The following is a 13746-nucleotide window of genomic DNA, read 5'->3' as shown; positions in this document are numbered from 1 at the left end:
TCGAAAATTCTCCTTATTTTGGTTCTATGGATTTAGAACAGCTTAAATACCCTATCCGTCAGTTTGTTATGCCTGATATCTTTGATGAAAAACAGATTGGTGCGTGGATTTCTGATATAGAGGCATTACCAGGCCAAATTAAAAAGGCTACAGAGAATCTAACTGATGAAGAACTGGATCAGACCTATCGTCCCGGAGGCTGGACATTGAGGCAGGTTGTTCATCATGTTCCGGATAGCCATATTAACGCCTATATCCGTTTTAAACAGGCCATTACGGAGGATGTGCCGGTAATCAGGCCATATTTTGAGGAACGCTGGGCAGAAACCGTGGAGGCCAGAAGTGGTGATATTAAATTGTCTATTGAGCTGTTAACGGGTTTACACCAGCGTTGGGTTGCTTTTTTAAAAACATTGAAAATTGAGGATTACCAAAGGAAATATATTCATCCTGCTCAAAATAAAGAGCTTACTTTGGCCAATATGCTGGGCATGTACGCCTGGCACGGAAAACATCACCTTGCACACCTCACCAATACCATAAACAAATGAAAAGAATCTATTTATACGCTTTTATTTTAATTCTTGCCGGTTTTTATAGCAATGTTAAAGCACAAAAAAATCCATCAAAAACCTTTTCATTTGTATTGGGCTCGTGGGAAATGCAAACGTCCAAAGGTAAAGTTGTGGAACAATGGGAGCACGGTGCCGGTAAAATACTGAAAGGAAAGAGTTACCGTGTCAAGGCAAACGGAGATAGCATACTTACTGAAACATTGCAGATCAGAAAAGTAGGAAAAGACGTTTTCTATTGTTCAACTGTTGTTAACCAGAACGAAGGTAAAGAAGTTTGTTTTAAGCTTATTTCCGCAAAGGATCAGATTTATATTTTCGAAAATGCGGCGCACGATTTTCCGCAGAGAATAGTTTACCAAAACTTAGGCAGAAATGAAATGCTCGCCTGGATTGAAGGCGAGTTGAATGGCAAAAGCCGAAAATCAGAGTTTAGGTATAAGCGGCAATAATCTAAATTTTATTAAATAGGGTTTATAACAAAGCTGCTATTTGTTCGTTTAACCAGTTATACGTATTTTTGAATAAATCACACGTGTTATGACAACTAAGTTAACATTGACTGTACAGAAATCGACCATTGAAAAAGCAAAATCTTATGCAAAGCAAACTGGGCGTAGCTTATCTGAATTGGTTGAAAAGTATTTAGAAACCATTACGCTTAACGAGGTAACTACTGTTTCGTCAAAGTTAAGAAGTATTGTGGGAGCGGTGAAACTCCCAGATGATTTTGATGATGCTGCTGAACTTCATGATTATTTTGAAAATAAGCATCTATGAAAAGGATTTTTGTTGATACGAATATCATTGTTGATTTAATCGCAGATAGAAGACCCTTCAGCAAATTTGCAATAGAACTTTTCGAAAAAGCGGAACGTAAAGAAGTTCAATTGTATACCTCTTCGCATTCAATAGCGACAACGCATTATTTATTAAGAAAATATCTTGAGGAACGGACTTTAAGGGAGGTTATTTATAATGTACTTGAATATATTCAAGTTATTGCAATAGACCAGGATATTATTAAAAAAGGATTAAAATCTAAACATAAAGACTTCGAAGATGCCTTGCAGATACTTTGTGCTTATAAGCTAGAAAAGCTGGATTACATTGTTACCAGAAATATTAAAGATTTCAAAGATTCAGAAATCCCAGCTTTTCCACCTGATGAGCTTTTGACTAAAATTTAACTACATCAAAATCAACATGGCTGCGCTCATGGCAATCATAATCGCATCTTCAACGATGGTTACTGTACTCATGGGTAGGTTAAACACTGCCCCTAGACAAGCACATTGAATTTTCTTTTTATTTAAAACGCTTTCCAGAACCCCAAGAATACTTACCGTCATGACGATCAGCGTAACCCAATTAACCACAACTGGTGAAAGGTTTAAAGCAAAGGATAAACCCAAACCTAATTCGATAAAAGCATAGATATAACCCCATACGCTGAATTTTTTAGCTATAATATCGTACATGGCATAGCTTTCGGCAAATGCTTTTAAATTGAGCATTTTAAAGAAAGAAAAGGTCAGGAAGAAACCCGCCATAAAAATGCGCATAAATACCATAAAATTGATCGCATTGTCCTGCCACGAAACCGCTAATGAAATCGCGGTAACATATCCAAAAATTAATAAAATGGGCTTGTAGGTTTCGGCCCATGATCTGGCTTCCTCAACCATTTCGTTATGTGAAACTGGCGAGATCTGGTATTTACTGTCGTTACCACCTAAAGCCTGTTGGAGCGTATCTAAGCCGATATGCTTATCCATGCTAATGGTAGCAGAATGGTTATCTTTTGAAACTTCTACAGCAGTTATTTCTGGTAAAACAAGCAGATTACTTTTAACTTTATTTTCGCAACTGCTACAGGTCATCCCTGTGAGTTGATAGGTATGTGTCATGATGAAATTCTTTATGCAAATTTACCGCTTCTTAAGGCCAAAAGCGTTACAGAATAATCATAAAGTTTTATAAAATTTTAAGTAACTGTTATGCTGGCAGAGACCGTCCTTCAAGCGCAGTCGAGAAATCTCAAAGTATCTTTAGTCCCTATAATGAACTGAATGCTGAGAATAGATTATCATAATTTATTTTAACCATTAAGGAGATAAAAAATTAAGGCTTAAACTCCATTAAAAACAGCTAAACAAAGTTCTTTGATGATCAGTTTCACCCTAAACCCTAAACCCTAAACCCTAAACCCTAAACCCTAAAATTATCCTACGACAACCGAAGTCATGGTTAAAGAACCTCCCACTGCTTTATCATTAAAGAAAGAAACATCTTCTTTCTCGTTTTTCAAGCCAAGGGTGTAAATAAGTGGCAGATAGTGTTCTGGGGTAGGAATGGCCAACATCGCATCTGTGCCGAGGTTACGGTAATTGATTAAAGGTTGATGATCGCCGTTCGCAATTAGATTTTTAAACTTATCGTTCATTTCTATTGCCCAATCGTAACCGCCGCCGTTAATCATTTCCCAACTGAGCATGCGTAGGTTATGGACCATGTTACCACTGCCGATAACCAGTATGCCTTTTTTGCGGAGGGCATAAATTTCTCTGGCAATTTCATAATGTTGCTCTGGCGATTTGGTATAATCAATACTCAATTGCAAAACAGGAATATCGGCATTTGGATACATATGCCTAACTACGGTCCAGGTACCATGATCCAAACCCCAATCGTGGTCAAGACCAACAGGTGTGGAATGAATTAATTTTGGGATTTCTGCCGCCAGTTTCGGATCTCCCGGAGCGGGATATTGCACGTCGAACAGTTTTTGCGGAAAACCGCCAAAATCGTGAATGGTACCAGGAAAATCCATTGCAGTTACAAAAGTGCCATGCGTGTACCAGTGTGCCGATACTACCAAAACTGCTTTTGGGACAGGGATATTCCTGGCCAGATTTGCCCAGTTCTCACTAAACTCATTATTTTCGATGCCGTTCATTGGTGAGCCATGGCCAATAAAAAGCGTTGGCATTAAATCCGTTTGGGGCAAGAGCTGAGTAAAGTTTCTGAATTGGGATAGTGCAGACATGTTATTTTATTTAAGTAACCGTCATCCTGAATTTGTTTCAGGATCTATTTAAAACCAAAGATTCCGGGACAAGCCCGGAATGACGATTTATCAATTATTTTCCCTGAACAAACTCCAGGTTTAATTTAATTGCAACATCTTTTGCAACACCTGCACCAGTTGGGTCATATTTAATATTATAATCTAAACGGTTAATGGTTGTAGTAGCGCCAAATCCAGCTTTGGTATTGCCTTGTTGATCTTTAGCTGTACCACCATAAACAACCGCAAATTTTACATCTTTGGTTACATCGCGAATGGTTAATTTACCACTCAACTCATAATTGTTGCCGCTTAATTTTTTGAAAGAAGTGCTTTCGAATTTCATTGTTGGAAATTTCTCAGCATTAAAAAAATCATCCGTTTTTAAGTGGCCATCTCTCATTTCTACACCAGTAGTGATGCTATTTACGTCGACCGTAAAACTGATTTTGGCGTCGGTTAAATCTGGTTTAGAAGCCGTAACCGTTCCATCGAATTTTTTAAATGAACCATCAACAAAAGAAATACCCATATGTTTAACTGAAAAGTTAACAAATGAGTGCATTGGATCGATTTTCCAACTTGTTTGCGCAAATGATGCCACGCTGATTGAGGTAGCGATCAGAAATAAGAATAATTTTTTCATATTTAGTGATTTTATTTAGACGTAAATGTAGTTGATAACTGAGCCAACAGTATTGACTTATGGTAAGAAATTGCCTGGCGGGGGTTAATCGGTTAACTGTTTGAATGGATTAATTCTTTTTGGTTCATAGACAACTGCTTTAGGGCCATTAACCATGATCTATCTAACCATTGAACATAAGCTTTATGCCCATCCTCCATCTCACCTTTTCCATTTTGCATCCTTCAAACCTCATCCAGCGTTTTCCGGCTATCTGTTGACCCGGATTTATAAACCGAAGGTGTAATTCCGGTAACTTTTTTAAACTGTGCTGACAGGTGCGCCACGCTACTATAGTTAAGCTGTGCGGCAATTTCGCTCAAAGTAAGCTCGCCATAGGTAAGCATTTCTTTTGCTTTTTCTATTTTTTGAGCAATGAAATACTTTTCAATCGTTTGGTTCTCGACCTCAGAAAAAATGCTGCTTAGGCTTGTATATTCCTGTTTCAACTGCTCGCTGAGGTAAGCGGAAAGATTGATTTTCAGTGGTTCTACGGTGTAATGAACCAGGTTAATGATGGCAGTTTTAATCTGTTCTGCAATTTGGGTCTTTTTATCTTCTAGCAGCCCGAAACCAAAATGGCTTAGTTGCTCCGCAATTTTAATTTTATCATCAGCTGTTATGTTTTCGGAAAGGGTAACCTCGCCAAGCTCAACCAATAGGGGTTTAAAGCCAAGCTTTTCCAGCTCGGCCTTAACCACCATTTTACAACGGTTGCATACCATATTTTTGATATGCAATCGCATTATTTCGATTTTATGGTCTCAGAAATATCACCGCAATCAAACATCATGCTTCCGTAATATGGGTTTTCGATGTTTTCTTTTTCATTTAACCAGCTCGCTTTTGCCATTGGGCAGTGTTGAACATACACGGTTTGGCTGTTAAATTTCAAGCTTTTCAATGTTTTGATCATGGCATAAGAAATTCCTTCAAAAGCCTTTCTTTGGGTTTTGATGTCGTTTGAGCCAGCAAGTTGAGCAGATTTACTTTTGATAACTGCAGCCTGTTCCATAAATATTTTATGCTGCTCTGCCGGCATTTCTTTATGATTAACTGCATTTACCTTCGCTGATAAAACTTTTGCTTTTTCTATGGCAACATCTTTTTTATCTTCGGCCAATGCATTTTTTACATCGTAGTATGCCGTTAATACCTGGTTTAATGCTACGTCTGTTTTGCTTTGCGCGTAAGTGAATGCTGTTGTCGCGATCGTCATGATGGCAACCAATCCTAATATTTTTTTCATCTTTTTTATATTGTTTTTAATGGTGATGAAGCAATCATGGTTTGATGTTTAGTTTAAATATGGAAACCATGATGTTTCATCTTTTTTTATTTTAAAACGTTAAAGAAATTAAATTCTGCACGAAGCAGGTACATGTTTTTGGTGTATCGGTTATCCATATTTCCAGCTGCCTGGAAACGGTAACCAAAATCGATACGGGTAGTACTGTTTAAAATTACTTGTATAGCGGGGGCAATGTCTAAATAAGACTGGCCGCTGCCTGGATCAGTTTTACCCAATAGCTCTAGATATACATTAAAGTTAGGCTGCTTATAATCTTTGTAAACAACAGGCAGAACCAAATAACCTGAGGATAAACTATAGGACAACATATTCTTTGGCTGCGGCATTCCGGTAATTTGCTTTTCACTGTTTTCGAAAGCATGGGCATAACCCAGTGTTGATGATAAGGCCAGTTTGTGCAGCAGCTGGGTAAAAACCAATCCGCCCTGTATGCCGCTATTGTCGCCCTCCAGGTTAATATCTCTTGTATATGTTGGTCGTTTGCTGGTACTCACCCGACCAAAAGCCGCTGCCCTAAAATGGCTTTGTGCCTCATCCAGAGATAAAAACCGGTATTTGGCATATAAACTACCACCCTCTAAGCGGTATTTACCATCCATATCCGACATAAAACCCTGCATATGCATCATCAGGTTTTTATTAAAACCAATCATTACCTCAGGAATGGTCCTGCTTACAAAACCCGGATTATTAAACATGCCCTCGTTGGTAAGTCTCACGCCGATCGATTTGGTTGGCATGTTACTGGCCGGCTCGGTAAATACATATAATTCTTGTGTAAAACCATTTGTATAGGCGCCAATCACCATTAGCGCCAATACGAATATTCGCCTCATCTTAAGAAAGAATTAAATGATAGATGCGTGTTTTTTTCCCATTAACCACACCAGTTCCGCTGGCATAAGCATCAGAGTTAGCGTTTGTGGCTTGCTTTTTAAATGCATTGCCTGAAATGAAATCTTTATCTACAATACTGGCTTTTACAGTTCCGTTAAGTGTTTTGCTTTTTGCGTTTACAAAACGGTATACATTTCCATCAATAATGGCCTGGCCTTTATCATCAATCTTTACATCGTTAAAATTGAAGCTTGCTGTTAAGCCACCAACTGAAAAACCAGCATCCTGAACTTTTTTGCGTACCAGATCAAGGTTGACGTTTGCGTCTTTCTTAAAGGTAAGCACAAAGATGTTTTTATTTAAATCAGGTTTTATACTGCTAATAAAGTTTAAGGTTTCTAATGACTTTTGTGTAGCATTTGAACACATAGAACAGGTTAAACCGGTTACCTGTAAATCTGCTGAGGATATTTTTTGGGCCGAAACATTAACGGCAAAGAATAGCATAATGATGCTGAATATTTTTACTGCTTTCATGATTTTTAAATTAGAATAAATGAAGCTATTGTCAGGCCGCATTATCAGCGCTTACATAGCAAATAGATGCTAAACGAATCCGATAAGCCATCGGATCAGCATAACGGGAATAATAGAATCCTAATTCCTAAAAATACAATTGAAAATATGCAGCGCAATCCGCGAGGAAAGTGGTGGCGCTTTATTTGAAATTTTACTGAAAAATTTCGGGGTAATATCTGTTAAAAATGCTAAAACTGGCGGGTGAAGAAAAAGCTGGATAGAAAATAGCTTAGGCATTTTTACTTGTGCCTCTGCCTGGTGACTATCTTTAACCTTAACTGTTACCCGGGTGTTTTTGCAGCAATCATCATCTTTCTTTTCTGCAGGGATATCCTTACAGAACTTACAGGAAACCTCATTGCTGAAAAGTTTAACATTTTCAAGTTTGCCTCCACAGAAATGGAGACTTAAAGCCAAACCCATAACACTAACTGCATAGAATACAGCCAAAGAAAGTGCTATTTTTTGTTTTAACTTCATCAATACAAAGGTAAGGGAAAAAAAATCGAATAAAGCCAATAATTATTTACTCAATTTCATTTTTTAGCTTAATTTAGCCTTAAACACCATTCAAATGAAGAAAATATTATTATTCCTCTGTACCTTTTCTATACTTTCAGCCTTTGCTGCAAAGCCAAAAAATCAATATGTTAGGATTAAAACTGAATTTGGAGAATGCATTATTAAACTATATAATCAAACCCCTTTGCATCGTGATAATTTTCTAAAACTAGTCAAATCCGGATATTATAACGGGGTGTTGTTTCACAGGGTAATTAATAATTTCATGATTCAGGGTGGCGATCCGGATTCTAAAAATGCAAAGCCAGATTCGCTTTTGGGCGAAGGTGGGCCAAAATATACCATCCCGGCAGAGTTTAATGATAGCTTATTCCACAAAAAAGGCGTTTTAGGCGCGGCCAGGGAGGGTGATGACGTTAATCCGGCCAAGGCATCGAGTGGTAGTCAGTTTTACCTTGTTCAAGGTAAGGTTTTTACCGACCAGCAATTGGATAATTTAGAAGAAAAACGGCTGAAGTTCAAAATTCCTGAATGGCAGCGGGAAATATATAAAACGATCGGCGGTACGCCACATTTAGACCGTAATTATACTGTTTACGGCGAAATTGTGATGGGTTTGGATATGGTGGATAAAATTGCCGCTTTGCCAACGAATAAAAACGACCGGCCAAAGCAAGACGTGAAAATGGAAGTAACCGTTTTGAAAAAAAGAGAAGTAAAAAAATTGGAGAAGCAGTTGCTTCAGGGAGGGTTGAAAGATAAAATGGTTATGTAATTAAAGGATCCTGTCTGTTGTCGAAAAAAAATAGAAGCCGAATTTGATCATTTTGAATTTCATAGAACACGGATGTATGATTCGTAATTCTTCCTTTCCTACATTGATTGAAAATTGATGCCTCAAAAATTTCAGGTTGTACTTTTATTATTTGAAGGATTTTATTTGCTTGTTTTAAAAACCTTTTTGCTGATTGCTCACTAAATTTCTCCAGAATGAAGAAAAAAATTGCATCAAAAGTTTCTTTTGCTTCATCGGTCCATAATATCTGTAAACTCATAAATATTTCGCATACCGTTTCATTACTTCATCATGAGGAGTTAATTTACCTTCTTCAGCCTGTTTAAGCCCTCTTTTAATTCCATCTTGGACGTGTTGAGGAAGTTCTTCTAAAACAACTGGTTCACTATGGCTTAAAAGCATGTCCAGCTCCGACAAAAGATTCTCGTCATCTGTTTCGAAAACCTTTTTTGCAATCTCTATTTTTAATTCTTCGATGCTCATAAACAAATTTAACGAAAGCAAATCTGAATTACTAAGCATTTATTCAATTAATCTCTAAATTTACCGCTCACAACAATTGAAATTCGCTGAATGAAGATTATCTCTTATAACGTTAATGGGATTAGGGCCGCGAGTACCAAAAACTTTTTTGGCTGGTTACAGGCAACCAATGCTGATATGGTCTGTTTGCAGGAAGTAAAGGCGTTACCTTCGCAAATCCCCGAAATTATTGCACTGGTTGAACAGTTGGGTTACCACCATTATTGGTTCCCGGCAGAGAAAAAAGGGTATAGCGGCGTAGCTATTTTATCTAAAATTAAGCCTAAACATGTAGAATTTGGCTGCGGTGAAGAGTGGATTGATAAAGAAGGACGCATTTTACGAGCTGATTTTGATGATTTTTCTTTAATGAGCCTTTATATGCCCTCGGGCTCTAGTGGAGATGACCGGCAGGTAAAGAAATATGAATTTATGCGGTTTTTTGATGCTTACATTGGAGAATTACGTAAAGAGATTCCAAATTTAATTGTGAGCGGCGATTATAATATCTGCCATACCGCTATTGATATCCATAACCCAAAATCCAATGCCAATTCGTCTGGTTTTTTGCCAGAAGAAAGGGAATGGATGCAGTTATTCTTAGATAACGGTTTCATTGATACCTTCCGCCATTTTAATAAAGACCCACATCATTATACCTGGTGGAGTTACCGTGCAGGATCAAGAGGGAAGAACCTGGGCTGGCGGATCGATTATCATCTTGCAACAAGGCCCATGGAAAGCCGCCTGAAAAATGTAAGGATTTTACCTGATGCCATACATTCTGATCATTGTCCGGTGCTTTTAGAGATCGAATAGGTTTTTGGGTTAATCGGTTAATTGTTTAAATCAGTTAACTGAGTCCAATTTTTGATTAACCAGTTTATACAGTTTCAACAATTAACCAGCCCATATATGCTGATCACAAACATAAAAGGCCTTGTTGGCCTGCATCCTAAAGATAGGTTGGTGCTTCGCGGTAACGAACTAAGTGATTTACCTGTTCTCGAAAATGCATGGCTTTTAATAGAGGATGGCCTTATTAAAGATTTCGGCGAAATGAGTTCAATTCCTTCTCAAATCTCAAATCTCCCATCTCAAGTCTCGGCTAAAGGCCGTTACGTTTTCCCATCCTGGTGCGATAGCCACACGCATATTGTTTTCGCAGCCTCACGTGAGGAAGAGTTTGCCATGAAAATACAGGGTAAAAGCTACGAAGAAATTGCGGCTGCGGGTGGGGGGATTTTAAACTCGGCCAATAAACTTCAAAAGGCAACAGAAGAGGAATTGTTTCAAAGTGCTGCGCTTAGGTTAAAACAGATGCTTCTTCAGGGAACAGGGGCGGTTGAAATCAAAAGCGGATATGGATTGACGACTGAAAGTGAAATCAAGATGTTGCGGGTAATCCGCAGGCTGAAAGATCAATTCCCGGTTCCGGTCAAAGCCACTTTTTTGGCCGCGCATGCTTTTCCTGCCCGGTTTAAAAACAATCATCAGGGTTACATTGATTTGATTACTAATGAAATGCTACCTCAGATCGCGGAAGAAAAACTAGCTGATTATATTGATGTTTTCTGTGAAAAAGGTTTTTTCTCTGTTGAAGAAACCGACCAGATACTCAAAGCAGGGGCAAAATATGGTTTAAAACCGAAAATACATGCCAACCAACTCTCAGTTTCAGGAGCAATAGAGGTTGCTGTTAAAAATGGGGCCATTTCAGTCGATCATTTAGAGGAAAGTAACGAAGAAACCATTGAAACATTAAAAAATGCCGACACTATTGTAACGTTGCTGCCTTCCTGTTCGTTTTACTTAGGTATTCCATTCGCCGATGCTAAGGGCTTTATTAAAGCTGGTTTGCCGTTAGCTTTGGCTACCGATTACAATCCGGGTTCGACACCTTCGGGAAATATGAATTTTGTAGTGTCATTAGCCTGCATTAAAATGAAAATGTTTCCGGAGCAGGCTATCAATGCTGCAACATTAAACGGTGCTGCGGCAATGGAGTTGAGCGGGGATTATGGAAGTATTACAGTTGGAAAAAAGGCAAACTTAATGATTACTAAACCGATGCCATCAATTGCTTATCTGCCGTATAGTTTTGGCGAAAGCCTGGTAGATCAGGTGATTTTAAATGGTAAAATTTATAATGGATAACCTTAAAATCTATGCACGGCACGACATTGATCGGTTAATTATCCGCCGTGATGGTGAAACTAAATTGGGCGAGAAAGTTGTTGTTTGGTCATCATGGGAAGAATTGCAAAACATCAATGCAAAATATGTTTTGCTGGGCATTCCTGAAGATATTGGTGTACGTGCAAACGCCGGAATTGCAGGAGCGGCATCGGCATGGCACCCGGCTTTGACGGCTTTTTTAAATATCCAAAGTAACCGGTTTTTGGATGGTAAGGAAATCATGGTTTTGGGCCATTTCGAGATTGACGAGCCGGGTGACTCTTCCATAAAAGGCCTGCGGTATAAAGTGGCTGAAATTGACGAATTGGTTTATCCTGTCATTGAAAAAATTGTAGCGGCAGGAAAAATCCCGATTGTAATTGGTGGCGGGCATAACAATGCTTATGGCATGATTAAAGGTGTTTCCTTAGCCTTTAGAGGACCAATTGATGTGCTAAATATTGACGCACATGCTGATTTAAGGGAACTAGAAGGTCGGCATAGCGGAAATGGTTTTTCTTACGCTTTAAATGAAAATTATCTCGGTAATTATTTGATGTATGGGCTGCATCAGAATTATAACAATGAGGCTATTTTAAGCCAGATCGATAACAATCCTAAATTAAAGGCCGTATTTTTTGAGGATATTTTAACCGGAGCGGATTATAACCGTTTAATTGGAGAATTAGGGCCAACAGCAGGTTTGGAAATTGACTTGGATTGTATTCAGAACGTGCTTTCGAGTGCGGAAACACCGTCTGGATTTGCGGTTAATGATATCAGAAAGCTAATCTTGAGTAAAGCCAATAAGTTTTCTTATCTACATATTTGTGAAGGAGCTACGCGGATGCTGGATGGTAGGGTAAACCGGTTAACCGCTAAGCTGATCGCGTATCTGGTGAGCGATTTTGTAAAAGTGCATCGTTCTTGGGTTTAAGCACATATGCATTGAGAACACGGATTGTTCCCGAATTGATTTATCCCGCAAAATCCATAATATCAAACGGGATGAAACGCAAATAAGAAATTTAACTCCAGGTAGATCTCTCCATTCCACTGCGTTCCAGTCGAGATGACGCGAGATACAGACTGTTTATTAAGCACCCGGACCAATAAACCAATGGTCATTGACTAATGGACCCTTACAGATGCTCTGCTTCGTATTTCTCCCCAGCCTTTAACATTAATTCTATTTGTTTCAGGTCTTCGGCCGTTAAATCTTCCTTTTCCTGAAGTTCAAATACGGCAATCATATTGTCTTCGTACTGTTTTTCGGTTTTGATAACAATTTCCTGTGGCATGCCGGTGAGCTTAAAACTTTATAATTTCTGTTGGTGTAATGCAAAAATCGAGTTTGATATCATGTTCATGTACGTCGTCGATTTTTTTGATTGCAGGAAACAAAGATAAACCTATTTTTTGAGCATTTAAACCTTTAAGAAAACGATCATAAAAACCTTTGCCGTAACCTACCCGATAACCCTGTTTATCGAAAGCTAAAAGCGGAATAATTACAAAATCTACTTCGCCCTCATGCAGGCTTCCTTTTTGAGGTTCAAGGATGTTATAAACGTTCTGTTTTAAATCGCCTACCCCTAAGTATTCGTGACTGGTCATTAATGCCGTTTCAAAATCTGCCCTGGGTACAATAATTTTAATATCCGGCAGGGTTTTGTTGAGCCATCCGATTAGCATGAAAGTATCAGGTTCTTTTCGTTCCTTAATCGGCAAAAAGATATGGATCGTTTTAATTGAGCTAAAATCCAGCGTTCTAAACTGTTTTAAGAGCGCTGTGTTTAACTCATTATATGTGGAGTCGGATAGTGATGATCGATCCTTCAGTGCTTGCTTTCTGATTTGAGATTTCAACATAATGACGAAATGAAATATTTTACAGACCCCGGAGGTTTTTGGAGCTTTCGGGGGCCTAATAAACTAAAAAGCCTCTGAAGCATTAACTTCAGAGGCTTCTATATGTGCTGATTTAATTATTTCACACGCTCAACGTACTCGCCGGTACGGGTATCAATTTTAATTTTATCGCCTTGGTTCACAAACATAGGAACTTTAACTTCAACACCATTTTCTAATGTTGCTGCTTTTAGCGCATTTGTTGAAGTATCGCCTTTTACCGCAGGCTCTGAGTAAGTAATTTCAAATTCGGCGAAGTTTGGTAATTGGGCCATAATGGCTTCATCGCTTTCCATTGATACAATGATGCTCATGCCTTCTTTTAAAAATTTTATTGCCGAACCGAACAAGGATTTTTCAACATTGAACTGTTCGTAGGTGTTGTTATCCATTACGATCAAAGAATCACCTTCCTCATATAAGTATTGGTAATCGTTGGTTTCTACGCGGCAGATTTCTACTGCCTCATCGGTATTCATGCGGGCTTCAACAATTCTGCCTGTTTTAATGTTGCGGAATTTACCGGTATAAAATGCGCCACCTTTTCCTGGTGTGCGGTGATTCCATTCGTCAACAGTAACCAGCTCATTGTTTACACGAAGAATGTTACCTGTTTTAATTTCTGATGCTTTTGCCATATTGTATGATCCTAAAATGGATTTGTATTTCAGTTTTTCGTGACGGCAAAGGTAAAATTATTTTAATAAAAAACGATAAAGGTTTAAGGCATAAGGCTTATGGTTTAAGAAAATTTAAACCATC

General features: G+C 38.4%; 21 protein-coding genes. 8 read left to right on the top strand and 13 right to left on the bottom strand.

Going from position 1 to position 13746, the window contains the following annotated elements; genetic code table 11:
- Positions 1–26: 26 nt before the first annotated feature.
- The 4 genes from ACFE6N_RS02190 to ACFE6N_RS02175 all read left to right on the top strand — a co-directional run bounded on the left by ACFE6N_RS02190 (position 27) and on the right by ACFE6N_RS02175 (position 1762).
- The gene (locus ACFE6N_RS02190; RefSeq protein ID WP_378933381.1) at positions 27–551 is read left to right on the top strand and encodes a YfiT family bacillithiol transferase; all 525 of its coding nucleotides are present in this window, start codon (positions 27–29) and stop codon (positions 549–551) included.
- Complete coding sequence (locus ACFE6N_RS02185; protein ID WP_378933378.1) at positions 548–1024, top strand: DUF6265 family protein; 477 nt, start codon at positions 548–550, stop codon at positions 1022–1024. Before ACFE6N_RS02190 ends, ACFE6N_RS02185 begins: the two co-directional genes overlap by 4 nt.
- An 88-nt stretch (positions 1025–1112) precedes the next feature.
- On the top strand, positions 1113–1352 hold the full coding sequence (locus tag ACFE6N_RS02180; protein WP_025141710.1) for a DUF6364 family protein: 240 nt from the start codon (positions 1113–1115) through the stop codon (positions 1350–1352).
- Positions 1349–1762 (top strand): type II toxin-antitoxin system VapC family toxin, encoded by a 414-nt coding sequence (locus ACFE6N_RS02175; protein ID WP_378933375.1) that lies wholly within the window; start codon positions 1349–1351, stop codon positions 1760–1762. Before ACFE6N_RS02180 ends, ACFE6N_RS02175 begins: the two co-directional genes overlap by 4 nt.
- Here ACFE6N_RS02175 and ACFE6N_RS02170 read toward each other — a convergent pair whose 3' ends face one another.
- The 8 genes from ACFE6N_RS02170 to ACFE6N_RS02135 form a co-directional block, all read right to left on the bottom strand.
- On the bottom strand, positions 1763–2482 hold the full coding sequence (locus ACFE6N_RS02170; protein ID WP_378933372.1) for a heavy-metal-associated domain-containing protein: 720 nt from the start codon (positions 2480–2482) through the stop codon (positions 1763–1765). It lies immediately after the preceding gene.
- Between the two features lie 314 nt (positions 2483–2796).
- On the bottom strand, positions 2797–3621 hold the full coding sequence (ygiD, locus tag ACFE6N_RS02165; protein WP_378933369.1) for a 4,5-DOPA dioxygenase extradiol: 825 nt from the start codon (positions 3619–3621) through the stop codon (positions 2797–2799).
- 94 nt (positions 3622–3715) lie between these two features.
- On the bottom strand, positions 3716–4288 hold the full coding sequence (locus tag ACFE6N_RS02160; protein ID WP_293744955.1) for a YceI family protein: 573 nt from the start codon (positions 4286–4288) through the stop codon (positions 3716–3718).
- A 224-nt stretch (positions 4289–4512) separates the two neighbouring features.
- A complete protein-coding gene (locus tag ACFE6N_RS02155) occupies positions 4513–5073 on the bottom strand; it encodes a helix-turn-helix domain-containing protein (protein WP_378933366.1) in 561 nt (186 codons plus the stop codon).
- Complete coding sequence (locus ACFE6N_RS02150; protein WP_378933363.1) at positions 5073–5576, bottom strand: DUF3347 domain-containing protein; 504 nt, start codon at positions 5574–5576, stop codon at positions 5073–5075. The genes ACFE6N_RS02155 and ACFE6N_RS02150 overlap by 1 nt, the downstream gene beginning before the upstream one ends.
- Before the next feature lie 86 nt (positions 5577–5662).
- Positions 5663–6475, bottom strand: coding sequence for a hypothetical protein (locus ACFE6N_RS02145; protein WP_378933360.1), 813 nt, complete (start codon positions 6473–6475; stop codon positions 5663–5665).
- A 1-nt stretch (position 6476) separates the two neighbouring features.
- Positions 6477–7013, bottom strand: coding sequence for a heavy-metal-associated domain-containing protein (locus ACFE6N_RS02140; RefSeq protein ID WP_378933358.1), 537 nt, complete (start codon positions 7011–7013; stop codon positions 6477–6479).
- Between the two features lie 120 nt (positions 7014–7133).
- Complete coding sequence (locus tag ACFE6N_RS02135) at positions 7134–7535, bottom strand: HYC_CC_PP family protein (protein WP_145858059.1); 402 nt, start codon at positions 7533–7535, stop codon at positions 7134–7136.
- A 94-nt stretch (positions 7536–7629) separates the two neighbouring features.
- Here ACFE6N_RS02135 and ACFE6N_RS02130 point away from each other — a divergent pair, with 94 nt between their 5' ends.
- Entirely contained in the window at positions 7630–8352 is a 723-nt protein-coding gene (locus ACFE6N_RS02130; RefSeq protein WP_378933355.1) for a peptidylprolyl isomerase, read from the top strand.
- On the opposite strand, the gene ACFE6N_RS02125 is transcribed toward ACFE6N_RS02130, so the two are convergent.
- Together ACFE6N_RS02125 and ACFE6N_RS02120 are read right to left on the bottom strand one after the other, a co-directional pair.
- Positions 8345–8632, bottom strand: a complete 288-nt coding sequence (locus ACFE6N_RS02125) for a type II toxin-antitoxin system RelE/ParE family toxin (protein WP_378933352.1) — start codon at positions 8630–8632, stop codon at positions 8345–8347. The two genes, ACFE6N_RS02130 and ACFE6N_RS02125, sit on opposite strands and share 8 nt — an antisense overlap.
- A complete protein-coding gene (locus ACFE6N_RS02120) occupies positions 8629–8856 on the bottom strand; it encodes a hypothetical protein (RefSeq protein ID WP_378933349.1) in 228 nt (75 codons plus the stop codon). Before ACFE6N_RS02120 ends, ACFE6N_RS02125 begins: the two co-directional genes overlap by 4 nt.
- A gap of 90 nt (positions 8857–8946) precedes the next feature.
- Here ACFE6N_RS02120 and ACFE6N_RS02115 point away from each other — a divergent pair, with 90 nt between their 5' ends.
- The 3 genes from ACFE6N_RS02115 (at position 8947) to ACFE6N_RS02105 (ending at position 12010) form a co-directional block, all read left to right on the top strand.
- On the top strand, positions 8947–9714 hold the full coding sequence (locus tag ACFE6N_RS02115) for an exodeoxyribonuclease III (RefSeq protein ID WP_378933346.1): 768 nt from the start codon (positions 8947–8949) through the stop codon (positions 9712–9714).
- A 96-nt stretch (positions 9715–9810) separates the two neighbouring features.
- Positions 9811–11052 carry an imidazolonepropionase gene (gene hutI, locus ACFE6N_RS02110; RefSeq protein ID WP_378933343.1) on the top strand — a complete coding sequence of 414 codons (1242 nt, stop codon included), beginning with the start codon at positions 9811–9813 and terminating at the stop codon, positions 11050–11052.
- Complete coding sequence (locus ACFE6N_RS02105) at positions 11045–12010, top strand: formimidoylglutamase (RefSeq protein ID WP_378933340.1); 966 nt, start codon at positions 11045–11047, stop codon at positions 12008–12010. Before hutI ends, ACFE6N_RS02105 begins: the two co-directional genes overlap by 8 nt.
- Before the next feature lie 205 nt (positions 12011–12215).
- Here ACFE6N_RS02105 and ACFE6N_RS02100 read toward each other — a convergent pair whose 3' ends face one another.
- From ACFE6N_RS02100 to efp, 3 genes are all read right to left on the bottom strand, one after another.
- Positions 12216–12374, bottom strand: a complete 159-nt coding sequence (locus ACFE6N_RS02100; protein WP_167354761.1) for a hypothetical protein — start codon at positions 12372–12374, stop codon at positions 12216–12218.
- A 10-nt stretch (positions 12375–12384) separates the two neighbouring features.
- Entirely contained in the window at positions 12385–12945 is a 561-nt protein-coding gene (locus ACFE6N_RS02095) for a 5-formyltetrahydrofolate cyclo-ligase (RefSeq protein ID WP_378933337.1), read from the bottom strand.
- A 116-nt stretch (positions 12946–13061) separates the two neighbouring features.
- Complete coding sequence (gene efp / locus ACFE6N_RS02090) at positions 13062–13622, bottom strand: elongation factor P (protein WP_090983422.1); 561 nt, start codon at positions 13620–13622, stop codon at positions 13062–13064.
- Positions 13623–13746 lie beyond the last annotated feature (124 nt).

Source organism: Pedobacter sp. BG31, from assembly GCF_042464845.1.
GTDB classification, from domain to species: Bacteria; Bacteroidota; Bacteroidia; order Sphingobacteriales; family Sphingobacteriaceae; genus Pedobacter; species Pedobacter suwonensis.
This window is presented reverse-complemented; position numbering and strand designations above follow the sequence as displayed.